The sequence below is a fragment of the Microbacterium sp. SORGH_AS_1204 genome, from assembly GCF_030818935.1.
Classification (GTDB): domain Bacteria; phylum Actinomycetota; class Actinomycetes; order Actinomycetales; family Microbacteriaceae; genus Microbacterium.
Genome location: NZ_JAUTBD010000001.1, coordinates 1,917,726 through 1,939,090, shown reverse-complemented (window position 1 = coordinate 1,939,090; position 21,365 = coordinate 1,917,726). Strand labels below are relative to the sequence as shown.

20 protein-coding genes and 1 tRNA gene are annotated in these 21,365 nt (G+C 71.5%); 15 read left to right on the top strand and 6 right to left on the bottom strand.

Annotated elements, in window-relative coordinates; translation table 11 throughout:
* Positions 1 to 391 precede the first annotated feature (391 nt).
* The 3 genes from QE410_RS08890 (at position 392) to serA (ending at position 3,437) form a co-directional block, all read left to right on the top strand.
* Positions 392 to 952 carry a hypothetical protein gene (locus QE410_RS08890; protein ID WP_307330683.1) on the top strand — a complete coding sequence of 187 codons (561 nt, stop codon included), beginning with the start codon at positions 392 to 394 and terminating at the stop codon, positions 950 to 952.
* A complete protein-coding gene (locus tag QE410_RS08885) occupies positions 949 to 1,287 on the top strand; it encodes a bacitracin resistance protein (RefSeq protein WP_307330680.1) in 339 nt (112 codons plus the stop codon). Before QE410_RS08890 ends, QE410_RS08885 begins: the two co-directional genes overlap by 4 nt.
* Positions 1,288 to 1,829: 542 nt before the next feature.
* Positions 1,830 to 3,437: a phosphoglycerate dehydrogenase gene (gene serA / locus QE410_RS08880; protein ID WP_307330678.1), complete on the top strand. Its 1,608-nt coding sequence runs from the start codon at positions 1,830 to 1,832 to the stop codon at positions 3,435 to 3,437.
* Positions 3,438 to 3,696: 259 nt separating this feature from the next.
* On the opposite strand, the gene QE410_RS08875 is transcribed toward serA, so the two are convergent.
* The gene (locus QE410_RS08875) at positions 3,697 to 4,239 is read right to left on the bottom strand and encodes a TetR/AcrR family transcriptional regulator (RefSeq protein WP_307330676.1); all 543 of its coding nucleotides are present in this window, start codon (positions 4,237 to 4,239) and stop codon (positions 3,697 to 3,699) included.
* A 79-nt stretch (positions 4,240 to 4,318) separates the two neighbouring features.
* Here QE410_RS08875 and QE410_RS08870 point away from each other — a divergent pair, with 79 nt between their 5' ends.
* The 5 genes from QE410_RS08870 to QE410_RS08850 all read left to right on the top strand — a co-directional run bounded on the left by QE410_RS08870 (position 4,319) and on the right by QE410_RS08850 (position 10,223).
* Positions 4,319 to 5,857 carry an MFS transporter gene (locus tag QE410_RS08870; RefSeq protein ID WP_307330673.1) on the top strand — a complete coding sequence of 513 codons (1,539 nt, stop codon included), beginning with the start codon at positions 4,319 to 4,321 and terminating at the stop codon, positions 5,855 to 5,857.
* A gap of 25 nt (positions 5,858 to 5,882) precedes the next feature.
* On the top strand, positions 5,883 to 6,932 hold the full coding sequence (locus QE410_RS08865; RefSeq protein WP_307330670.1) for a 3-isopropylmalate dehydrogenase: 1,050 nt from the start codon (positions 5,883 to 5,885) through the stop codon (positions 6,930 to 6,932).
* Positions 6,933 to 6,985: 53 nt separating this feature from the next.
* The gene (locus QE410_RS08860; protein ID WP_307330668.1) at positions 6,986 to 8,092 is read left to right on the top strand and encodes a branched-chain amino acid aminotransferase; all 1,107 of its coding nucleotides are present in this window, start codon (positions 6,986 to 6,988) and stop codon (positions 8,090 to 8,092) included.
* Positions 8,093 to 8,221: 129 nt separating this feature from the next.
* Entirely contained in the window at positions 8,222 to 8,989 is a 768-nt protein-coding gene (locus QE410_RS08855) for a fumarylacetoacetate hydrolase family protein (RefSeq protein ID WP_307330665.1), read from the top strand.
* Positions 8,982 to 10,223 (top strand): MFS transporter, encoded by a 1,242-nt coding sequence (locus QE410_RS08850; RefSeq protein WP_307330664.1) that lies wholly within the window; start codon positions 8,982 to 8,984, stop codon positions 10,221 to 10,223. Before QE410_RS08855 ends, QE410_RS08850 begins: the two co-directional genes overlap by 8 nt.
* A 27-nt stretch (positions 10,224 to 10,250) precedes the next feature.
* On the opposite strand, the gene QE410_RS08845 is transcribed toward QE410_RS08850, so the two are convergent.
* Complete coding sequence (locus QE410_RS08845; protein WP_307330662.1) at positions 10,251 to 11,333, bottom strand: aminotransferase class V-fold PLP-dependent enzyme; 1,083 nt, start codon at positions 11,331 to 11,333, stop codon at positions 10,251 to 10,253.
* A gap of 80 nt (positions 11,334 to 11,413) precedes the next feature.
* Here QE410_RS08845 and QE410_RS08840 point away from each other — a divergent pair, with 80 nt between their 5' ends.
* From QE410_RS08840 to QE410_RS08830, 3 genes are all read left to right on the top strand, one after another.
* Positions 11,414 to 12,370, top strand: coding sequence for a LysR family transcriptional regulator (locus tag QE410_RS08840; protein WP_307330659.1), 957 nt, complete (start codon positions 11,414 to 11,416; stop codon positions 12,368 to 12,370).
* A gap of 10 nt (positions 12,371 to 12,380) precedes the next feature.
* Positions 12,381 to 13,889: a glutamate--tRNA ligase gene (gene gltX / locus QE410_RS08835; protein ID WP_307330653.1), complete on the top strand. Its 1,509-nt coding sequence runs from the start codon at positions 12,381 to 12,383 to the stop codon at positions 13,887 to 13,889.
* Positions 13,890 to 13,992: 103 nt separating this feature from the next.
* Positions 13,993 to 14,064: transfer RNA gene (locus QE410_RS08830), tRNA-Gln, on the top strand.
* Between the two features lie 398 nt (positions 14,065 to 14,462).
* Here QE410_RS08830 and QE410_RS08825 read toward each other — a convergent pair.
* Entirely contained in the window at positions 14,463 to 15,623 is a 1,161-nt protein-coding gene (locus tag QE410_RS08825) for a hypothetical protein (protein ID WP_307330652.1), read from the bottom strand.
* A 128-nt stretch (positions 15,624 to 15,751) separates the two neighbouring features.
* On the opposite strand from QE410_RS08825, the gene QE410_RS08820 reads away from it, so the two are divergent.
* Together QE410_RS08820 and QE410_RS08815 are read left to right on the top strand one after the other, a co-directional pair.
* Positions 15,752 to 15,961, top strand: a complete 210-nt coding sequence (locus tag QE410_RS08820; protein WP_307330649.1) for a hypothetical protein — start codon at positions 15,752 to 15,754, stop codon at positions 15,959 to 15,961.
* 109 nt (positions 15,962 to 16,070) lie between these two features.
* The gene (locus QE410_RS08815; protein WP_307330646.1) at positions 16,071 to 16,490 is read left to right on the top strand and encodes a hypothetical protein; all 420 of its coding nucleotides are present in this window, start codon (positions 16,071 to 16,073) and stop codon (positions 16,488 to 16,490) included.
* A 39-nt stretch (positions 16,491 to 16,529) separates the two neighbouring features.
* Here the strand turns inward: QE410_RS08815 and QE410_RS08810 are convergent, their stop codons facing one another.
* From QE410_RS08810 to QE410_RS08800, 3 genes are read right to left on the bottom strand one after another with little or no spacing between them, the layout of a single operon-like run.
* Entirely contained in the window at positions 16,530 to 17,303 is a 774-nt protein-coding gene (locus tag QE410_RS08810) for an ABC transporter ATP-binding protein (protein ID WP_307330643.1), read from the bottom strand.
* Positions 17,300 to 18,298: an iron ABC transporter permease gene (locus QE410_RS08805; RefSeq protein ID WP_307334428.1), complete on the bottom strand. Its 999-nt coding sequence runs from the start codon at positions 18,296 to 18,298 to the stop codon at positions 17,300 to 17,302. Before QE410_RS08805 ends, QE410_RS08810 begins: the two co-directional genes overlap by 4 nt.
* 53 nt (positions 18,299 to 18,351) lie before the next feature.
* Positions 18,352 to 19,395: an ABC transporter substrate-binding protein gene (locus tag QE410_RS08800; protein ID WP_307330640.1), complete on the bottom strand. Its 1,044-nt coding sequence runs from the start codon at positions 19,393 to 19,395 to the stop codon at positions 18,352 to 18,354.
* A 220-nt stretch (positions 19,396 to 19,615) separates the two neighbouring features.
* On the opposite strand from QE410_RS08800, the gene QE410_RS08795 reads away from it, so the two are divergent.
* Together QE410_RS08795 and QE410_RS08790 are read left to right on the top strand one after the other, a co-directional pair.
* Positions 19,616 to 20,401 carry a DeoR/GlpR family DNA-binding transcription regulator gene (locus tag QE410_RS08795; RefSeq protein ID WP_307330638.1) on the top strand — a complete coding sequence of 262 codons (786 nt, stop codon included), beginning with the start codon at positions 19,616 to 19,618 and terminating at the stop codon, positions 20,399 to 20,401.
* Positions 20,398 to 21,363, top strand: a complete 966-nt coding sequence (locus QE410_RS08790) for a 1-phosphofructokinase family hexose kinase (RefSeq protein WP_307330635.1) — start codon at positions 20,398 to 20,400, stop codon at positions 21,361 to 21,363. Before QE410_RS08795 ends, QE410_RS08790 begins: the two co-directional genes overlap by 4 nt.
* Positions 21,364 to 21,365 lie beyond the last annotated feature (2 nt).

Genomic DNA, 21,365 nt, shown 5'->3' with positions numbered 1-21,365 from the left:
CGGCCGCGCGCAACGGTTCCGGGTCCGCGGGCGCGCCCAACGGCTCCGGATTCGCCGCCGCGCGCAACTGCTCCGGGTCCGCGGCCGCGCACAACGGCTCCGGGTCCGCGGGCGCGCGTAACGGCTCCGGGTCCGCCGCCGCGCGTAACGGCTCCGCGGGCGCGCAACGGTTCCGGGTCCGCGGGCGCGCCCAACGGTTCCGGGTCCCCGCGCACAACGGCGGGAGAACTGGGCGACACGCCGGTGCCGCGACGTCTGACGCGGCGTGTCGGCTGTCGCATCCGCCGTTATGCACCGCGGCCGTTCCCGTTGCCGCAGTTTCGGATGCCGCGGATCGGGGCCTCCGGCGGGGCGCGGCCCGGTCGCGGGGGAGCGCCGCTACCGTGGACGCGTGAGCACTCCGCGTGATGACGACGCCCTCTCGTGGGGCGGTGACGACGATCCGACCCTCGACGTCGGGGACAAGCGCGAGCCCGGGCGCACCGACGTCGGTGCGCCGGTGGGAGGCCGCGACGAACCGCTCGCATCCCGCGGCCCTGAGCCGTTGCAGCCCGCGACGGAGCCCCTGCAGCCGCGCGCCGAGGTCGCGTCGCCGGCGGCGCGGCATCCGGAGCCCGATCAGCCCTCCGAGGGCGAGCAGACGGATGCCGGGCACTCGGCGCCGCTGGGCAACGTGGGCCTCGTGGGCATCGGGATGGTGGCGGCGACCTTCCTTCTCTTCGCGGTCGGGTGGCTGCTCGCGGGGCTGCAATTGAACGGCCTCGGGCTGCCCATCCCGTCGGTCACGATCATCGCGTTCACGATCGGCGCCGCCCTCGCGCCGATCGTCTGGTTCGTCGCCGTGCTCGCGCTGACCCGCGGGTGGCGCACGTGGCAGCGCTTCCTGCTGCTCATCCTCGGGATCGTGCTGCTCGTTCCCTGGCCTTTCCTGTCGTTGGGAGTCTTCGCATGAGCGACGTCGCGCGCACGCGCCTCCTCCCCACCTGGCTGATCGTGACGATCGCCGGACTCTTCGGCCTGTTCTACGCCTACGTCGTCTGGAGTGCGGTCGCCCTGCTGATCCAGCAGGTGAACGGCCCGCTCGGCCTGAACGGGTTGGGCTGGTTCGTGTACATCCTGCCGATCGTCTTCCCGCTCGTGGCGTTCGGCATCGCCTTCGCCGTCGGGGCGCGGCGCCGCGCGGGCGAGCTGGCGATCGCGCTGCTGGCGGGCCTGACGGTCTCGGCGGCGTTCTGGCTCGCCATCGTGGGGTACGGCACGACGTCGTACGGGCTGTACGGCGGCTGACGGCGGTCCGCCGTCCGGTGCGGGCGCGCCTCGCCGGACGGTTCGCTGGGCTGGACGGCTCGCTTGGCGGGACGGCTCGCTTCGGGGAACGGCTCGCTTGGCTGGACGGCGGGCTTGGCTGGATAGCTCGCCTCGCGGGACGGCTCGCGTCCGGTGGCGCGCTGGTGTGCGCTCAAACGACCGGCTCGCAGTCGGCGACGCGCTGGCGTTGGCTCGAACGAACGGCTCGCGGTCGGCGGCGCTCGCGCGTGCTCGTGTCGTGGCGCCGCGTCCGGACTCGCACGCGCGTGCGCCGCGAGATCGCATCCGGCCGACGAATACGTTGCAGCCCGCAGACGCCGCGTCGCCGAGATGCCGTTCCGCGCGCGCGGCGTTGTGCGACCGCCCGCGGGCGCGGCATCCGACGCCCGCCGTCACACGGTCGGGGTCCGCTCCGCCCGCGCGCTAGGCTGGCAGACGGCCCGCACGGGTCGCGCGCCCGGTTCGCGCCGGCGGTGCGATGGTGCGCGGCTGTCCCCAGCACCGTTTCGAAGGACGCTCCCGTGACGAAGCCCGTCGTGCTCATCGCCGAAGAACTCTCTCCCGCCACGATCGACGCGCTCGGCCCCGACTTCGACGTGCGTAACGTCGACGGGACCGATCGCCCCGCACTGCTCTCGGCCCTGGCCGACGCGCACGCGGTGCTCGTGCGCTCGGCCACCCAGATCGACGCTGAGGCCCTGGCCGCCGCGCCGTCGCTGAAGGTCGTCGCCCGCGCCGGTGTCGGACTCGACAACGTCGACATCAAGTCGGCCACCGCGGCCGGCGTCATGGTCGTGAACGCCCCGACCTCGAACATCATCTCGGCCGCCGAGCTCACCGTCGGTCACGTTCTGAGCCTGGCGCGCCGCATCCCCGCCGCGCACGCCTCGCTCGCCCAGGGCCTGTGGAAGCGCAGCTCGTTCACCGGCACCGAGCTGTTCGAGAAGACCATCGGCATCATCGGCCTCGGCCGCATCGGTGCGCTCATCGCCGCTCGCCTGCAGGGCTTCGACATGCGCGTCATCGCGTACGACCCGTACGTCACCGCGGCCCGTGCGCAGCAGCTCGGCGTGCAGCTGGTCTCGCTCGACGAACTCCTCGAGCAGAGCGACTTCGTCACCATCCACATGCCGAAGACGCCCGAGACGACCGGCATGATCGGCGCCGAGCAGCTGCGGCGCATGAAGAAGTCCGCGTACGTCATCAACGTCGCGCGCGGCGGCCTCATCGACGAGGAGGCCCTGTTCGACGCGCTCACCACGGGCGAGATCGCCGGTGCCGGTCTCGATGTGTTCTCGACCGAGCCCCCCGCCGAGGGCGGCCCCGCACGCAAGCTTCTCGACCTGCCGAACGTCGTCGTCACCCCGCACCTCGGTGCCAGCACCGAGGAGGCGCAAGAGAAGGCGGGCGTCTCGGTCGCCCGTTCGGTCAAGCTGGCGCTCGAGGGCGACCTCGTTCCGGATGCCGTGAACGTCGCCGGCGGCGCGATCGACCCGTTCGTTCGTCCCGGTATCGCGCTCGTCGAGATGCTCGGCCAGTTCTTCAGCGGCCTCGCCGACTCCGCTCTGACGAACCTCGACATCGAGGTGCGCGGTGAGCTCGCCGCGTACGACGTGAGCGTCTACCGCCTCGCGGCCCTCAAGGGATACTTCAGCCGCATCGTCAGCGAGAGCGTGTCGTACGTCAACGCTCCGCTGTTCGCCGAGCAGCGCGGCGTCGAGGCGCGCCTTGTCGTCGAGGCCGAGAGCCCGCTGTACCGCAACATCACGATCCTGCGCGGCACTCTCGCCGACGGTTCGACCCTCGAGGTCGCGGGCACGCTCGCCGGCACGCGCATGGTGCCCAAGGTGGTCTCGATCAACGGCTACGAGATCGAGGTGCCCATCGCGCAGCACCACGTCGTCATGCGCTATGCCGACCGCCCCGGCATCGTCGCGATCTACGGCCAGAAGCTGGGCGACGCGGGCATCAACATCGCCGGTCTCCAGGTGGCGGCCCCGGATGCCACGGGCCGCGCGCTCTCGGTGCTCACGGTCGACTCGCCGGTGCCCGATGAGATCCTCGGCGCCATGCGCGAGGCCGTCGGTGCGGACCTGTTCCGTCAGATCGACATCGTCGACGAGGGCTGAGGCTCGAGTCATCGGGGAGGGGGTCGCTGCGGCGGCCCCCTCCGTCGTTCCAGGGCCGTCTGGCTGAGGCGTTCACCGCTCGCGGGGCGGAGGGTGTTCGGGCAGGGGAGGATGCCCGCGCTCGGGCGGTCCTCCCGCCGCGGAGTCTCCTCCCTCGCTGTCCACGCGCTGACACGGCCCATCGGCAGCGGATGCCGCGGTCGCCGGTCGAGGGAGCGCTCTGCTTCGGCGGTCGCGCTCGGGCCGTGGCGCGGGTGCGTCAGGTGGTCGCGGCGACGACGGCGGCGATGAGCCGGTCGAGATCGGCGCCCTCGAGCTGGGGCCCCGGCACGGCGTTCAGGTCGAGCACCGCGTTGAAGTAAAGGCCGTCGCTGACCAGCAGCACCATCTGCAACGCCGTCTCGTCGCGCGTGTGCGAACGGAGGCTCTCCTCCCACAACTCGCGCACACGGCGAAGGGATGCCGAGGCGGCATCGCTGCCGTTCTGCGCGAGGCGCGAGACGGCCAAGATGGTGACGTCGAGCGGTGAGCCCGTGTTCTGCGACGAGCGCAGGTGTGCGGCGACGACGCCCTCATCGGACCGCTCGATCTCATCGACGTCGTCTTGGGCGAGGCGTTCGAGCCGCTCCACGAGCGCTGCTTCGAGTGCGCTTTTCGAGTGGAAGTGGTACAGCAGCCCGCCCTTCGACACACCGGCGGCTCGGGCGGTGGCATCCATCGTCGCGGCGCGTTCGCCCTCGTCGACGAGGATGCGGGTGAAGGCGTCGAGGACGGCGTCGCGGGCGAGTGGGGGGCGGCTCATGGCTTCTCGATCGTACTGGTGGGCACTGTCATGTATCTGTTACTATACCGGCTGGACGGTTTAGAAACGGATCGGAAGAATGCTCACCTCGTCGTTGCCCACCGAAGACATCACAGTGACCCGTGCAGGGTGGCGCGGATGGTTCGCGCTCGCGGTGCTGATGCTGCCGGTGCTGCTGGTCTCGGTCGACAACACGGTGCTCAGCTTCGCGCTGCCCGAGATCGCGCTCGACCTGCAGCCCTCCAGCATCGAGCAGCTCTGGATCATCGACGTCTACCCGCTCGTCCTCGCCGGTCTCCTGGTGACGATGGGCACGCTCGGCGACCGGTTCGGGCGCAAGCGGATGCTGCTCGTCGGCGCGACCGGTTTCGCCGCGGTGTCGGCCCTGTCGGCGTTCGCGCCCACGGCTGCCCTGCTCATCGCCGGCCGCGCGCTCATGGGCGTGTTCGGGGCGATGCTCATGCCGTCGACCCTGTCTTTGCTGCGCAGCATCTTCCGAGACCGCGACCAGCGTCGCTTCGCCATCGCCATCTGGGCGTCGGGCTTCTCGGCAGGGGCCGCCCTCGGCCCGATCGTCGGGGGGTTCCTGCTCGAGCACTTCTCGTGGGGCTCGGTGTTCCTCATGGCGGTGCCGGTGCTGGTGCCGCTCCTCGTGCTCGCCCCCTTCTTCGTCCCCGAGAGTCGCGACCCGGCGCCCGGGCGTTTCGACCCGGTCAGCGTGGTGTTGTCGCTGGCCACGATGGTGCCGATCGTCTACGGCATCAAGAAGCTCGCGGTCGAGGGGCCGCTGTCCCTCGCCCCCGTGCTCTTCATCGTCGGCGCCGTCCTCGGCTGGCTGTTCGTACGCCGCCAGCGTCGCATGGCCTCGCCCATGCTCGACATGACGCTCTTCCAGCGTGGAACGTTCTCGGGGGCGATCCTCGTGAACCTCCTGAGCGTCGTGGGCCTCGTGGGCTTCCTCTACTTCGTCGCGCAGCACCTGCAGCTCGTCGTGGGGCTGTCGCCCATGACCGCCGGGTTCGCGCTCGTGCCGGGTCTTGCGCTCATGATCGTCGCGGGCCTGGCCGTCGTGCCCGTCGCCAAGAGATACGCGCCGCGGGTCGTCGTGCCCGTCGCCCTGGCTTTCTCGGTGGTCGCGTACGTGATGGTCGCGCTCTCCACCGCCGATCTCGTGCCGCTCATCATCGCCTTCGCGCTGCTGGGCATCGGCATCGGCGCAGCCGAGACCGTGTCGAACGAATTGATCCTCTCCAGCGCCCCGGCTGCCAAGGCCGGCGCGGCCAGCGCCGTGTCCGAGACCGCGTACGAGGTGGGCGCCGTGCTCGGCACGGCGGTGCTCGGTGGCATCCTCGCCGCCTTCTATCGCTCGCATCTGGTGCTACCCGCGGGGCTGTCCGAGGCAGCCGCGCAGGCGTCGCGCGAGACGCTCGCCGGAGCGGTGGCCGTGTCTCATACGCTCGACGACGCCGCGCTGGCCGACGCGCTTCGTGCCGCCGCGGCCCACGCCTTCGACTCGGGCGTCGTGGTCACGGCTCTCATCGGCGCCGTGCTGATCGTCGTGGCTGCGGCGATCGCTGCTACTACCCTGGGAGGATCCCGCAGCACGTCGACGAGGTGACGTGCCCCGAGCTCTGAGGAGAGCGATGTCGCGTGTCGTGAAGTTGGCCGTCATCCCCGGTGACGGCATCGGTCCCGAAGTCGTTGCCGAGGCCGTGAAGGTGCTCGACGCCGTCACCGCCGGCTCGGGGGTCACGTTCGAGAAGACGCCCTTCTCGCTCGGCGCCGGGCGCTACCTCGAGACCGGCGACACGCTCACCGACGACGACCTCGAGGCCATCGCGAGTCATGACGCGATCCTGCTCGGCGCCGTGGGGGGCGTGCCCGGCGACCCGCGCCTGAAAGACGCCAACATCGAGCGTGGCCTGCTGCTCAAGCTGCGCTTCGAGCTCGACCACTACGTCAACCTGCGTCCTTCGAAGCTGTACCCGGGCGCGACGGGTCCCCTCGCCGAGCCGGGCGACATCGACTTCGTCGTCGTGCGCGAGGGCACCGAGGGCCCCTACGTCGGCAACGGCGGCGCCATCCGCCGCGGCACCCCGCACGAGGTGGCGAACGAGACGTCCGTCAACACCGCCTACGGCGTCGAGCGCGTCGTCCGCTACGCCTTCGCCCTCGCCGAGCGCCGGCGCCGCAAGCTCACCCTCGTGCACAAGACGAACGTGCTCGTCCACGCGGGCGGCATGTGGAAGCGGATCGTCGACGCCGTGGCGCAGGAGTTCCCGGGGGTCGACGTAGACTACCTGCACGTCGACGCGGCAACCATCTTCCTGGTCACGAACCCGGGTCGCTTCGACGTGATCGTCACCGACAACCTCTTCGGCGACATCCTGACCGACTTGGCCGGCGCCGTCACCGGAGGCATCGGTCTCGCCGCATCGGGCAACATCAACCCCGACGGCGCGTTCCCCTCGATGTTCGAGCCCGTCCACGGTTCGGCGCCTGACATCGCGGGCACCCAGAAGGCCGACCCCACGGCCGCGATCCTCTCCGTCGCCCTCCTGCTCGATCACCTCGGGCTCGCTGACGAAGCCGCCCGCGTCACCCGCGCGGTCGAGAGCGACATCGCGAGCCGCGACGGCGACCGCACCACCGCGCAGATCGGTGACGCCATCGCCGACCGCGTCCAGGCGTAACCTGGACCGATCGGCCCGCATCGCCCCCGCGCACGAAGAGTTTTGGATCCCACATGACCACCATCGACACCGATCCCGACACCGGACTCGAGCCCCTCGAGTTCGCCGTCACCCGCAACCTCGCGGCCAAGAGCGCCGCCGACCGCGACGCCATCCTCGCCAGCCCCGGCTTCGGACAGAGCTTCACCGACCACATGGTCGACATCTGCTGGTCCGTCCGCGGCGGCTGGCACCGTCCTCGCGTCTCGCCCTACGGCCCGATCTCGCTCGACCCGGCGGCCGCCGTGCTGCACTACGGCCAGGAGATCTTCGAGGGCATCAAGGCCTACCGCCACGCCGACGGCTCAGTGCACACGTTCCGCCCCGACCAGAACGGTAGTCGCCTGCAGCGCTCGGCGCGCCGACTGGCCCTGCCCGAACTGCCGGTGCCCTACTTCCTGCAGTCGCTGCGCGAGCTCATCGCCGTCGACGGCGCGTGGGTTCCCTCGGGAGACGACCAGAGCCTCTACCTGCGCCCCTTCATGTTCGCGAAAGAAGCGTTCCTGGGTGTGCGGCCCGCGCACAAGGTCGCCTACTACCTGATCGCCAGCCCCGCCGGCGCGTACTTCAAGGGCGGAGTGAAGCCCGTGTCGATCTGGCTCAGCGAGGACTACTCGCGCGCAGGCAAGGGCGGCACGGGAGCGGCCAAGACCGGCGGCAACTACGCAGCCAGCCTGCTGCCGCAGTCGGAGGCGTACGAGAACGAGTGCGACCAGGTCGTCTTCCTCGACCAGGACCGCAACGTCGAAGAGCTCGGTGGCATGAACGTCGTCTTCGTCTACAAGGACGGCACCATCGTCACCCCGCAGTCCGACTCGATCCTCGAGGGCATCACGCGCGACTCGCTCCTGCAGCTCGCCCGCGACCGCGGACACCACGTCGAAGGACGCAACGTCTCGCTGACGGAATGGCGCGAGGGAGTGGCATCCGGAGACATCGTCGAGGTGTTCGCCTGCGGCACCGCCGCGGTGGTCACCCCGATCGGCACGCTCAAGGGCCGCGACTTCATCGACGAGCAGCCGTCGGGCACCCTCGCTCTCGAGCTGCGCGAAGAGCTCACGAACATCCAGTACGGCCGCGCCGAAGACAAGCACGGCTGGTTGTACCGCCTCGACGCGTAACCGTCGGCGCGCGCGCACGGAGGGGCTCCCGGATCCCGGGGGTCCCTCCGTTCTTCTTCTTGCGGATGTCGCATCAGCAGCCTGTGAGGGGACACGGCGGACGCGGAAGCCCGCGGATAGGCTGACACCGTGAAGATCGCTCGATTCAGCCATCAGGATGCCATTCGCTACGGAATCGTCGACGACGGCGAGCTCGTGGTGCTCGCCGGCGACCCGATGTTCGCCGGATACGAGACGACGGGGGAGCGCGTGCCCCTCGCCGAGGTTGCTCTGCTCGCCCCGGTGATCCCGCGATCCAAGGTCGTGTGCATCGGCAAGAACTACCGCGATCACGCCGCCGAGATGGGGGGCGAGGCGCCGGCCGAGCCGCTCATGTTCCTCAAGCCCAACACATCGGTGATCGGCCCGGGTGACGTCATCGTGCGGCCCACCGCGCTCAGCTCCCAGACCGACTACGAGGGTGAACTGGCCGTCGTCATCGGGCGCGTCGCCAAGAACGTCCCGGCGGAGCGCGCGAGCGAGTACATCTTCGGCTACACGGTCGCCAACGACGTCACCGCCCGCGATCTGCAGCGCGCCGACGGACAGTGGTCGCGCGCCAAGGGCTTCGACACGTTCTGCCCCGTCGGTCCGGTCATCGAGACCGACCTCGACCTCGACGCGGCCGTCATCACCACGCGCGTCAACGGCGAGGTGCGTCAGAACGGTCCGGTGTCCGACATGGTGCACGGCATCCCGGCTCTCATCGCCTACGCGTCCGCGGTCTTCACGCTCCTCCCGGGCGATCTGCTGCTCACCGGCACACCGGCGGGCATCGGCTCATTCGAGGCGGGCGACGCGATCGAGATCGAGATCGAGGGCGTCGGTATTCTGCGCAACACCGCGCGCGATGCCTGAGGCGCCCGCTCCGGCGGCGCTCGACCTCTCCGCCACGCAGCGCCGCACGGTGCGGGTGCTCGCCGCCGGGCAGGTGCTGACGGGGGTCGCCTTCGGCGCGACCCTGTCGCTCGGCGCGCTCCTGGCCAGCGATCTCTCGGGTCAAGAAGCACTCTCGGGGTTCGCGACCGCCGCGGTGACCCTGGGGGCGGCGCTCACGGCGATCCCGCTCGCTCGTCTCGCGGCTCGTCGCGGTCGGCGGTTCGCGTTGACGACCGGCAATCTCGCGGCTCTGCTGGGCATCGCGGTCGTGATCGCGGCGGCTGCGCTGCGCGTCTTCCCGCTGCTTCTGGTCGGCATCGCCCTGATCGGTGCGGGCAATGCCGGCACGCTCCAGTCGCGGTTCGCGGCGACCGACCTCGCGAGCACGGCGCGCCGCGGTCGCGACCTCGCCACGGTCGTCTGGGCGACCACGGTCGGAGGCGTCGTCGGGCCGCTGCTGCTCGCGCCGGGCGAGCTCGTGGGCGCCAGCATCGGCATGCCGCGCCTCACCGGCGCGTACCTCTTCTCGTTCGCCGCGCAGGCGTGCGCGTTCGGTCTCTACCTGCTCGTGCTGCGGCCCGATCCTCTGCTGCTCGCCCAGCGCCTCGAACGCGAGAAGCCCGTGTCGTCGGGTGCGGCGCCCGAGGCGGATCGGCCGCGGCTGGCCCGCTTCGCAATGCTCGCCGTGTCCGCGTCGCACGTGACGATGGCCGCGGTGATGGCGATGACGCCGGTGCATCTGTCGCACATCGTGGCCCCGGATGCCGTGACTCTCGCCGTCGGCACGACCATCGCTCTGCACGTGTTCGGCATGTACGGGTTGTCCCCGGTGTTCGGCATCCTCGCCGATCGCGTCGGCCGGGTCCCCGTCATCCTGTTTGGTCAGCTGCTCCTGGCGAGCGCGCTGGTGACCGCCGCGGTCTTCGCCGATGCGCAGGCCGGCGTGCTCGTCGCCCTCGTGCTGCTCGGGCTCGGATGGAGCGCCGCGACGGTCGCCGGTTCCGCGTTGCTCACCGAAGCGACCCCTGTCGCCTCGCGTCCGCGTCGCCAGGGCCGCAGCGACACGATCATGACGGCGTCGGCCGCCGTCGGCTCCGTGCTCGCGGGACTGATCCTCGGCGTCGCCGGGTACGAGGGGCTCGCGTTGTGGGCGTTCCTGCCCGTCGCCCTGGTGTGCGCGGGCGCGGCGGTCGTGCGCGTGCGCACCGACTGAGACGAGACCGGCGCCCGACGCGGGCGGTCAGATCGAGAAACTCAGCGCGACCGGCTCGGCAACGGGGGCGTCGCTGCCGAGAGCGCGCAGCGCGCGGTCCACGTCGGCGTCGACGTTGAAGACGTGGAACGCCACCCGCGCGCGCCCGGCGCGTCCCGAGGCCGTGATGCCGTGTGCGGCCAGTCGCGCCAGCGCATCGCCGGTGGCATCCGGCCAGGTGACGATCGCCGACGCACGCGCCGGCTGCGCGAGGCCGAGGCCCGCGCGGAAGCGTGCCGCGAGACCGGTCGCGTGCGTGTACGACTCGGTGATGTCCGCGTCGGCGAACATGGTCAGGGCGGGCGCCGCACCGACGAACGCCTGCCACGCCGGCGAGACGTCGAAGCGGCGCGCGTCGGCCGCGAGCGTTCCGCCGGTGCCGTAGCACGACGACCACGGGTCGTCGCCGGAGTACCAGCCGGCCTGCACCGGGCGCAGCGATTGCGCGAAGTCGGGGCGCACGGTGAGGAAGCCGACACCGCGCGGGCAGCACAGCCACTTGTACGCGTGGCAGACGGTGGCGTCGAAGAGCGTCGCGTCGACCGGCAGCCACCCGGCGGCCTGGGTGAGGTCGCAGAGCGTGCGGGCGCCGGCGCGGGCCGCGGCGGCGGCGATGCCCGCGGCATCCGCCACCTCGCCCGTGGCCGACTGCACGAGCGAGAACGCCACGAGCCAGGTGTCGGTCGACACGGCGTCGGCCAGGTGCGCGAGAGGTGCTGTACGCAGGCGGATGCCGCGTCCGGCGCGGGCGAACGGGGCGACGAGGGAGGCGAAGTCGCCCTCGGGGCACAACACCTCGGCACCGTCGGGCACCGAGGCGGTGATGAGCGAGACCATGACCGACGTCTGCGACGCGATGGCGACCTCGCCGACGGGGGAGCGCACCAGGCGCGCGTAGGCCGCCCGGGCGTCTTCGACGGCGCGCGTCGCGGCGGCGACGTCGGGGCGTCCGGATGCCGCGGCATCCAGGTCCGCACGCAGGGCACGGACCGTGGCGCGTGCGGGCAGGCCGACGGTGCAGGCGGCGAGGTAGTCGCGGCCGCCGGCGAAGTGCGATGCGAGGCTGCTCATGGGTCTAGACTCGCGCGCGATGGGTCATTGCACCAGGCCAGGTGTTGCATGAAAAGCATCGCCTCTGATTATGTGTTCGTGTGACGGATGCCGATGACGACCTCGACGCGCACTCGCTCCGGGTCGTGAAGGCCATCGCCGACACGGGGTCGATCACCGCCGCCGCCCGGTCGCTGGGCTACAGCCAGCCCGCTGTCAGCCAGCAGGTGCGGCGCCTTGAACGGCGGGCCGGGATGCCGATCGTCGAGCGCGTCGGACGCGGGGTGCGTCTCACCGAGGCGGGGCGCGTGCTGGCCCGCCACGCCGCCGCGGTGACGACCGCCCTGGACGCTGCGGCGGGCGACCTGGCCGAGCTCCGGGGCCTGCGCGCCGGGCGCATCCGCATCGCGGCGTTCCCCTCCGCGTCATCGACGGTCGTGCCGCGCGTGATCGCTGCCGTCTCCGCACGTCGTCCCGGTGTCTCGATCAGCTTCGTCGAGGCCGAGCCGCCGGAGGCGATCCTGGCGGTGCGCGAGGATCGCGCCGACATCGCGCTCACCTACAGCTACCCGGGCGACCGGCGTGAGCTCGACCTCGCCGCGACGGGGCTGTCGGTGCGTACGGTCGGCGGGGACGACACCGTCCTGGTCCTGCCCGTCGACCACCCGGCGGCCGACGGGCCCATCGATCTGTCGCGCCTCGCGGGGGAGCGGTGGATCGCCGGGTGCCCCCAGTGTCGCGGTCACCTGCTCGAGGCGTGCGCCCGCGCCGGATTCGTGCCCGACATCGCGTTCGAGACCGACAACTACATCGCCGTCGAGAACCTCGTCGCCCAGGGCGTGGGAGTGGCGATCCTGCCGCGCATGGCCGTGGCATCCTTCCCCCTCCTCACGGGGATCGCGGCTCCTCGTCTTCCGGATGCCGAGGCTCGCACGCTGCACGTGGTAACCGCCCGCGGGGCCGAGAACGTGCCCGCCGTCGGGGTCGCGCTCACGGTGATCGGTGAGGTGCTCGCCGAGTATCCCCTCCCTTCGGGGCGGGAGAGCGCCCGCCGGTAGGATCGGGGGGATGTCTGCCACGCCCGATCCCCGCACCACGACCGCCTCCGGCGCCGACGTTCGCGTCCGCTTCTGCCCGTCTCCGACGGGCCTGCCGCACGTGGGTCTCATCCGCACCGTCCTGTTCAACTGGGCCTATGCCCGGCACAACGGCGGCACGCTCGTCTTCCGCATCGAAGACACCGACGCCGCGCGCGACAGCGAAGAGAGCTACCAGCAGCTCCTCGACGCGTTGCGGTGGATGAACCTCGACTGGGACGAGGGCGTCGAGGTCGGCGGCCCGCACGCGCCGTACCGGCAGTCCGAGCGCCACGAGATCTACCGCGAGGTGCTCGACAAGCTCGTCGCGGCCGGCGCGGTGTACGAGAGCTACTCGACCGCCGAAGAGATCGACGCGCGCAATGAGGCGAACGGGCGCGCGAAGCAGCTCGGCTACGACAACTACGACCGCGACCTGACCGACGAGCAGAAGGCGGCCTTCCGCGCCGAGGGGCGTCAGCCCGCGTGGCGCCTGCGCGTGCCCGATCACGACCTCAGCTACGTCGACCTGATCCGCGGCGAGGTCACCTTCCCCGCGGGTTCCTTCCCCGACTTCGTGCTCGTGCGCGCCGGGGGAGTGCCGCTCTACCCGTTCGTGAACCCTGTCGACGACGCTCTCATGGGCATCACCCACGTCATCCGCGGCGAAGACCTCATGCCCTCGACCGCGCGCCAGCTCGCGCTGTACTCCGCCCTGGTGGATGCCGGGGTCACGACGTTCATCCCGCGCTTCGGCCACATGCCGCTGGTGCTGGGTGAGACCGGCAACAAGAAGCTCTCGAAGCGCGACCCGCAGGCCGACCTGTTCCTGCAGCGCGAGAAGGGCTTCATCCACGAGGGGCTGCTCAACTACCTGTCGTTGCTCGGCTGGTCGCTCGCGAGCGACCGCGACGTCTTCTCGCTCGACGAGATGATCGCCGCCTTCGACATCGCCGATGTGAACCCCAACCCCGCGCGCTTCGACCAGAAGAAGGCCGAGGCGATCAACGGCGACCACATCCGGATGCTGGATGCCGACGACTTCGCCGCCCGGATCGTGCCCTACCTCGCCGGTGCTGGCCTCATCGCCGAAGAGCCGTCGGCCGAGCACCGGGCGATCATCGCCGCCGCGGCCCCGCTCGTGCAGGAGCGCGTGCAGCTGCTCGGCGAGGTGCCGGGCATGCTCGGCTTCCTCTTCGTGTCGAGCGTCGACTACGCGGAGGACGCGCTGAAGGGCCTGCCCGCGAACGCGGCCGAGGTGCTCACGGCATCCGTCCGCGCTCTGGAGCCCGTCGACGACTTCACCGCTGCCAGCGTGCAGGCCGCCCTGTCGACCGCCCTCGTCGACGAGCTGGGTCTCAAGCCCCGCGTCGCCTACGGGCCGCCGCGCGTCGCGCTCACCGGCCGTCGCGTGTCGCCGCCGCTGTTCGAGTCGATGGAGCTGCTCGGCAAAGACGAGACGCTCACGCGGCTGAACGCGCTGGTGGCCCACCTCGGCTGAGGCCGCCTCTCCGGCGAGCGACGCGCGCGGGCGGGGCGTGATTTGGCAGGCGCCCCGCTCTCACGTAAGCTTGATCCTCGGCACGAGTTACGGCTCACAGCCTTGGGGTATGGTGTAATTGGCAACACGGCGGTTTCTGGTTCCGTTGTTCTTGGTTCGAGTCCAGGTACCCCAGCAAGACGAAAAGCCCCGGTCATCACGCACAGCGTGACAGGCCGGGGCTTTCGTTTCGGCGTGAGCGAGATCGATTCGGGATGCCGGCATGTGCGAGCTCCGCGAACGCGCTCGCCACGCCAGCGGTCCGCTGAGGGGCACGCATCTGCGGGCCCGCTCGCGACTCCGCACACAAGCGTCGGCCGCTCCGCCCGGTGACGCCGACGAGCCCGCGCGCGGACGCCCGGGCACCGCGCCGGTTACGCTCGCCGCCCGCCGTGGCCGCCCGCCGCGCCGAATGGCGACGCCCGCCGCCCCGCGTCCGACCCGAAGCGGCGGCCGTGGCCGCCCGCGGCGCCAAACGGCGACGCCCGCCGCCCCGCGTCGAGCGCGAAGCGGCGAGCGCCCGGTCAGGGACCGTCAGCCGATCGTGGCGGTGGCCGCGCTGGTCTTCGCGAGGGTCGTGTAGCCCGTCTTGGTGCCCGTGACCTTGACGGTGATGCGCTTGCCCTTATCGGATGACGTCAACTTGTAGGTGCTCGAGGTCGCGCCCGAGATGGCGACGCCGTTGCGCGACCACTGGTAGCTCAGTGCGACAGGCGCCGGGGCCCAGGTGCCGGCGCGCGCGGTCAGGGTGTATCCCACCTTGGTCGTGCCCGTGATGGTGGGCGTCGCGCCGCTGAGCGTCCCCTTCACCACCACGGCCGTGGGGGCGCTCGTCTTGCGGGCGGGGGAGTAGCCGGGTTTCGTCGCGCTGACGGCGACGGTGATCTGCGTGCCCACGTCGGCGGCCCCGACGGTGTAGGTCGTGCCCTTCGCACCGAAGATGTAGCTGCCGTTGCCGCGCATCCACTGATAGGTGAGGGTGGTGCCCTCGTCCCACGTGCCCGGGTTCACAGTGAGCGTCGAACCGACCTGCGCGGTGCCCGTGATCTTGGGCGTCGGCATCTGGGTCAGAAGCGGGAGCTGATAGGTGGAGAGCTTCATCACGTAGTCGCCGACGCTGAAGTTCCAGCCGCCGACCTGGATGAAGTAGGTCTTGCCGGGTTCCACCGCGAAGTCGGCGTACGCGTTGGTCTTCTCGTAGAAGCCCGTGGCGCCGCCGTCGCCCCGCTGCTGCGCGGGGCAGGTCAGCACCGACGTGGGGACCGATCCGTCGGACGCCCACACCACGGCATCCGCGTCGTAGTAACTGTCGCGCAGGTCGACACGCACACCGGTCGTGCCCGTGGCGACGTACTCGTACCATCGCGTCCCCAGCAGGGTGGCGAATCCGTCGCCGCACATCCCGGCGTACGGCTCGTACCAGTTGTTGTCGACCTTCGCGATCGACCCCGTCACCGTGCTCGGCACCGAGACGGAGGAAGCCGTTGCGGGGGACAGGTTGGAGATCGGCGCGCTGGCCCGGATCCACAGCGACGCGGTGTCGGTGGATGCCGCGTCGTACGCGTCATCGGTCACCTGGAACAGGTAAGTGGTGCCCGCCTTCGCCTGCAGGTGGTTCTCGTCGCGGAAACCGGTCTCCGTACAACTGATGCGGGTGAGGCTGCTCATCGCCGCTGCGGCGTACGCGATGACCATGCTGTCTCGGCCGTCGACTCCGCCGCGCCGTTGCGCGACGGGTAGCTTGCTTACCTGGGCGAGCGGGCTACCCGCGGGGCGCGGGCGAGCGGGCTACCCGCTGGGCGCGCACGAGCGACAATGGGTCGATGGGACTCTTCGTTCAACGGCCCGAGGAACCGAGCGAGTGGGCCGGCCTGCCCGGCGAGCCGGCGCGACCGCGCACGCGGGCCGAGCTCCTGCCCGACGACGACCCGCCCGCAGCGTCGCCGACCGGGCTGCTGGGACTCGGCGGCACCTCCACGACGTCGCTGGAGATCCCCTTGCACGACCCCGCCGATGCCGGCGACACGGACTGACGCTCGGATACGCCGTCGACACGGCGCGATCTCCACGTCCGCGTCGGCGGGCGGGATAGCATCCGAGCAGCGGCCGGTCCGAGGTCGCCCTCGCCGGAAGAAGGTCCTCGTGAAGCGCATCCGCACCGTCGCCCTCGCCGCCGCCCTGCCGCTGCTCATCGCCGGGTGCGCGCCCACGACATCCGAGGGCACGTCGGGCGGGGTCCCCGAGGGCTCTGCGGCTCCGTCCGCCTCGGCGGCGGATCAGCTGTTGCCGCCGACGACCGTCGTCCCCGCCGATCTCGCGGGCACCGACGTGCGCGTCATCCGGGGAACGTCGCTGGTATTGGCCGTTGCGGACGGAACCGAGGCGGAGTGGACCGGCACCACCGCCGACGTCGCGATCGCCGAGTTCTCACCGGGCGGTCCGTCCGAGGGCGCGGTGTTCCGCCCGGGTTTCATCGTGCGCGAGATCGGGAGCACGAATGCCACCGTGACCGGTCCCGACGGCGCGACGGTCGCCTTCACGATCACCGTCACCGAATACTGACGGATGCGCCCGTGCGGTGTGGCCGGGCGAGGGACGACCTCAGCCGTCCAGCGGACCGTCGAACAGGATCGTCGTGCGACTCGTCGCGGCATCCGGAATCACCCGAGCCCGCACACCGTAGACGTCGGCGATCAGGGCGGGAGTGAGCACGTCGGCGGGCGCTCCCGCCGCCACCACCCTGCCCTCGCGCAGCACGAGCACGCTGTCGCAGTAGGTCGCCGCCAGATTGAGGTCGTGCAGCGCGACGATGCTCGTCACCGGGAGCGCTGAGACCAGCGCGAGGATCTCGAGCTGGTGGCGGATGTCGAGATGGTTGGTCGGTTCGTCCAGCAGCAGCTCGCGCGGTTCCTGCGCGAGGGCGCGCGCGATCTGCGCCCGCTGACGCTCGCCGCCCGAAAGCGCGTGCCAGAGGCGATCGGCTTTGTCGGTCAGGCCCACCCGCGCGAGCGCGGCGTCGACCGCCTGTTCGTCGCCCGTGGTGGACCCGCCCCAGACGGGTCGATGGGGCGTGCGACCGAGGCGCACCACGTCGCGGACGACGATGTCGGCGTCGGTCTCGGCGTGCTGCGTCACCACCGCCACCGCGCGGGCGACGTCTCGTCGGCGCCAGGAGGCGAGGGGACGGTCGTCGAGGAGCACCTCGCCGGCGTCGGGGCGCGCGGCTCCCTGCAGCAGACGCAGCAGCGACGATTTGCCCGACCCGTTGGGGCCGAGCAGGCCGACGGTCGTCCCGGGCTCGGGGTGGACGGAGACGCCGTCGACGACCAGCGCGCCGCCGCGCGTCCAGCGCGCCTCACGGGTTTCCAGCGTCATGCGCGGCCCCTCCGTCTCAGCAGCAGGGCGACGAAGACGGGGACGCCGACGATCGCCGTTCCCACACCGACCGGCAACGGCGTGGGCGCGAAGAGCGTGCGGGTGGCGGCATCCACCCACACCATGAACACCGCGCCCACGACGGCGGCGAGCGGCACGACGCGCGCATGGCGCTGGCCGACGAGCAGGCGCACCGCGTGCGGCACGACCAGGCCGACGAAACCGACCGCACCGACGACGCTGACCAGTGCCGCGGTCATGAGTGCCGTCACGACCAGCAGCCCGATCCGGGTCTGAGCGACCGGGATGCCGAGAGAGGCGGCGACGTCGTCGCCGAAGGTGAACGCGTCGAGGGCGCGGGCCGCTGCCGTGCAGAGCACGCCGCCGACGACGACGACCCCGGCGCACAGCGCGACGTCGTCCCACCGCATGCCCTCGAGCGAGCCGAGCAGCCAGAACATCACGCCACGCGTCTCGTCGCTGTCGGCCACGGCGAACACCACGAGAGAGGTCAGCGCCGAGAAGAACTGCGTGCCGGCGACACCGGCGAGGATGACACCCGACGTGCCGCCGGAGGTGAAGCGGGCCAGCAGCAGCACGAGCCCGAACGCCACGAGCGCACCCACGAACGCGCCGCCCGAGAGCCCCAGCGCGCCGCCGCCGATCCCGAGCACGCCGATGACGACCGCACCGGTCGACGCTCCCGATGACACGCCCAGCACGAACGGCTCGGCGAGGGGGTTTCGCAGCAGCGACTGCATCACGACGCCGCACAGTGCAAGGCCTGCGCCCGCGCACGCGGCGACGAGGGCGCGGGGGAGGCGCTCCTCCCACACGATGGCGTTCTTGGCGGCCTTGACGGGGATGTCGGCCACGCCCAGGTGGTTCAGCAGTACGTCGCGCACGTTCACCAGCGACACCTCGGCGGGCCCGAGCGTCACGGCGACGCCGACCGACAGGGCGAGCACGACGACCCCGACGACGGCGAGCAGGATGCCGAGACCCGCGGTGCCGCGCCCGAGCCGGGCGCGCGAGACGACGGTGGTGCTCAGAGCATGCTCCCGTTGGCATCCCACCACGCGCGGATCTTGTCGAGCGCGTCGACGAAGCGGATCGAGGGGTTCAGCTCGGCGCCGTGCAGGGCGATGTACCGCTTGTTCTTCACGGCCGTCATCGTGCTGGTGAGCGGGTCGCTCTCGAGGAACGCGATCTTGTCGTCGAGGCGGTCTCCGGGGAAGCGGTCGCGCTGCAGATCGCCGAGCACGAGCACGTCGGGGTCGGCGGCGACCATGCTCTCCCAGCCGACGGCGGGCCAGTCGTCGCTCTGGTCGGCGAAGACGTTGGTCATGTCGGTGGTGGATGCCAGCAGCGCGGCGTTGGAGTAGCCGCCGGCGATGTAGGGCGTCTTGGTGTCGGCGAACCAGAAGGCGACGGAGTGGCCCTCGAAGTCGATGCCGTCGGTCGCGGCGGCGGCGCGTTCCTTCAGCGAAGCGACGAGGGCCTCACCGCGGTCGGCGACGTCGAAGAGGCGCGCCAGGTCGCGGATCTCGCTGTACAGCACGTCGATCGTGAGGGGGGTGGTGCGCGTGCCGCCCGCGTTGAAGCTGACGTCGCCGTCGCAGTCCGTGGGGGAGAGGTACGAGGCGATGCCGGTCTCGGCGAAGCGGTCGCGGGTGGCGACGCCGCCCTGGGCGAAGTGGCGGCCGAACGAGGCGGTGACGAAGTCGGGGTCGGCGCCCAGCACGACTTCGTAGGAGGGGGCGTTGTCCGACAGGCGGGGCACGCCAGCGTTCGCGTCGGCGAGCGTGTCGAGCACCGGATCGGTCCAGGATGCCGTGCCCACCACGCGGTCTTGCAGGCCGAGCGAGAGCAGGATCTCGGTGGAGTCTTGATCGAGCGAGACGACGCGGCTCGGCGGGGCGTCGACGGTGATCTCGCGTCCGCAGTTCTCGATCGTGAACGGATACGCCGTCGAGCCTTCGCCGGCGGAGGCAGACGACTCCGGGACGACCTCCGACGCTCCGCACCCGGTGACGAGGGCGGCGGTCGTCGCGACGACGAGGGACAGGGCGAGGGCGCGGGCGCGTGGCATCCGGGAACTCCGTAGGGATCGTGTGGCGTGGGCCCGACGGCGGACCGTGGGTAAGGATAGCCTCACTTACCCGCGGAACGCACAATCGGCGGCTCGTTCCGGGGATATCCCGGCCGACGCGAGGACGATTCGCGCACCGCATCGCCGGGGACGTTCGTGGGAATCTGTTGCCCTGTGTGGTTCTGTGTTGTATCGTGTGGGAATCTTCGAAGGAGATTCCGTGTACGCAATGGAGCGCCAGCAGCTCATCGAGCGCGAACTGCGCGAGGTCGGACGCGTCAGCGTCGTCGACCTCGCCCGTCGCTTCGACGTCACGACCGAGACCGTCCGCCGCGACCTCGACCGCCTCGAGACCTCCGGCTCCCTCCGCCGCGTGCACGGCGGGGCCGTCAGCACCGACCGCGCCAGCACGGCCGAGACGACGCTGACCGAGCGTCGCGACCGCCAGGGAGACGCGAAGCGCGCGATCGCGGCCGAGGCGGCCTCGCTGCTGGGCGGCGGCTTCCGCGGTTCGATCTTCTTCGACGGCGGCACCACCCCGGCCGCCGTCGCGGCGATGCTGCCCGACACCCTCGGGACCGCGGGGAGCGGCGTCGAGGTCGTCACGCACTCGCTCGAAGCGGCCCACCTCCTCGCCGGAGACGACCAGCTCTCGCTCACCACCATCGGCGGCCGTGTCCGCGGCGTCACCGCGGCCGCGGTCGGCGCGCACACGGTGAACGCGATCGCCCAGCTGCGTCCCGACATCGCGTTCGTCGGAACGAACGGGCTCAGCGCCGGGTTCGGCCTGAGCACGCCCGACCCCGAGGAGGCGGCCGTGAAGTCCGCCATCATCCAGTCGGCCCGTCGCGTCGTGCTCGTCGCCGACGCGGCCAAATTCGGAGAGGAACTGCTCGTGCGCTTCGCCCGACTCGACGAGATCGACGTGCTCGTCACCGACGCGGCCCCGCCCGCCCCTCTGGCCGAGGCACTCGCCGACGCCGACGTGGAGGTGCGCGTCGCATGATCGTCACTCTGACCGCCAACCCGTCGGCCGATCGCGCCGTGGTGCTCTCCGACGCCCTCGCCCCCGGCGAGGTGCAGCGCGCCCTGTCGTCGCGAGAGGATGCCGGCGGAAAGGGCGTCAACGTCGCCCGCGTCGTCACCGCCGCCGGTGCTCCGGCCCGCGCCGTCGTTCCGGTGAACGCCCACGACCCCTACCGCATGCTGCTCGAAGACACCGGCATCGCCCTCGACCTCGTCGAGGTCGCCGGTCGTGCCCGCGCCAACCTCACGATCACCGATCCGGCGGGCGAGACCACCAAGCTCAACCTCCCCGGGGCCGAGCTCGCGCCCGCAGAAGCCGAGGCGCTCGTCGCCGGTGTCGTCGCCGCCGCCGAAGGCGCGACCTGGCTCGTGCTCGCCGGATCGCTCCCGCCCGGAGTGCCCGCGAGCTTCTACGCGGGTCTCATCGACGCCGTCCGCGCGCGCTGGGGCGACGACGCGCCCCGCGTCGCGGTGGACGCGTCGGGCGAGGCGTTGCGCGCCGTCGTCGAGAGCGCCCGCCCCGACCTCATCAAGCCCAACCATGAAGAACTCGCCGAACTCGTCGGTGAAGACGCCGCCGCCGACGTCGACGTGCTCGCCGAGGCCGCACGTCGCGCGCATGAGCTCGTGCCCGGCCGCGTGGCATCCGCCCTGGTGACCCTCGGCGCCGACGGCGCACTGCTGTTCACGGCAGACAGCGCGTGGCGCGGGCTCGCCCCCAAGATCCAGGTCGCCAGCACGGTCGGCGCGGGCGACAGCTCGCTCGCCGGCTACCTGCTGGCCGACCTCGAGGGGGCCGCAGCCCCCGACCGTCTCGCGCGCAGCATCGCCTACGGCGCCGCTGCCGCGACCCTGCCGGGGACCCAAGCCCCGACGCCCGACGATCTGCCGGCAGCGCCGATCGTCGTGTCCGACTTCGCCACCCCTACCGCAACATCCTGACC

Bases quoted from the DNA above. Each gene is read 5' to 3' on its own strand.
- QE410_RS08800 (WP_307330640.1), bottom strand. From the start codon at position 19,395: ATGCCACGCGCCCGCGCCCTCGCCCTGTCCCTCGTCGTCGCGACGACC.
- QE410_RS08885 (WP_307330680.1), top strand. From the start codon at position 949: ATGAGCGACGTCGCGCGCACGCGCCTCCTCCCCACCTGGCTGATCGTG.
- QE410_RS08820 (WP_307330649.1), top strand. From the start codon at position 15,752: ATGGGACTCTTCGTTCAACGGCCCGAGGAACCGAGCGAGTGGGCCGGC.
- QE410_RS08850 (WP_307330664.1), top strand. From the start codon at position 8,982: ATGCCTGAGGCGCCCGCTCCGGCGGCGCTCGACCTCTCCGCCACGCAG.
- QE410_RS08865 (WP_307330670.1), top strand. From the start codon at position 5,883: ATGTCGCGTGTCGTGAAGTTGGCCGTCATCCCCGGTGACGGCATCGGT.
- gltX (WP_307330653.1), top strand. From the start codon at position 12,381: ATGTCTGCCACGCCCGATCCCCGCACCACGACCGCCTCCGGCGCCGAC.
- QE410_RS08875 (WP_307330676.1), bottom strand. From the start codon at position 4,239: ATGAGCCGCCCCCCACTCGCCCGCGACGCCGTCCTCGACGCCTTCACC.
- QE410_RS08870 (WP_307330673.1), top strand. From the start codon at position 4,319: ATGCTCACCTCGTCGTTGCCCACCGAAGACATCACAGTGACCCGTGCA.
- QE410_RS08845 (WP_307330662.1), bottom strand. From the start codon at position 11,333: ATGAGCAGCCTCGCATCGCACTTCGCCGGCGGCCGCGACTACCTCGCC.
- QE410_RS08860 (WP_307330668.1), top strand. From the start codon at position 6,986: ATGACCACCATCGACACCGATCCCGACACCGGACTCGAGCCCCTCGAG.
- QE410_RS08825 (WP_307330652.1), bottom strand. From the start codon at position 15,623: ATGGTCATCGCGTACGCCGCAGCGGCGATGAGCAGCCTCACCCGCATC.
- QE410_RS08790 (WP_307330635.1), top strand. From the start codon at position 20,398: ATGATCGTCACTCTGACCGCCAACCCGTCGGCCGATCGCGCCGTGGTG.
- QE410_RS08810 (WP_307330643.1), bottom strand. From the start codon at position 17,303: ATGACGCTGGAAACCCGTGAGGCGCGCTGGACGCGCGGCGGCGCGCTG.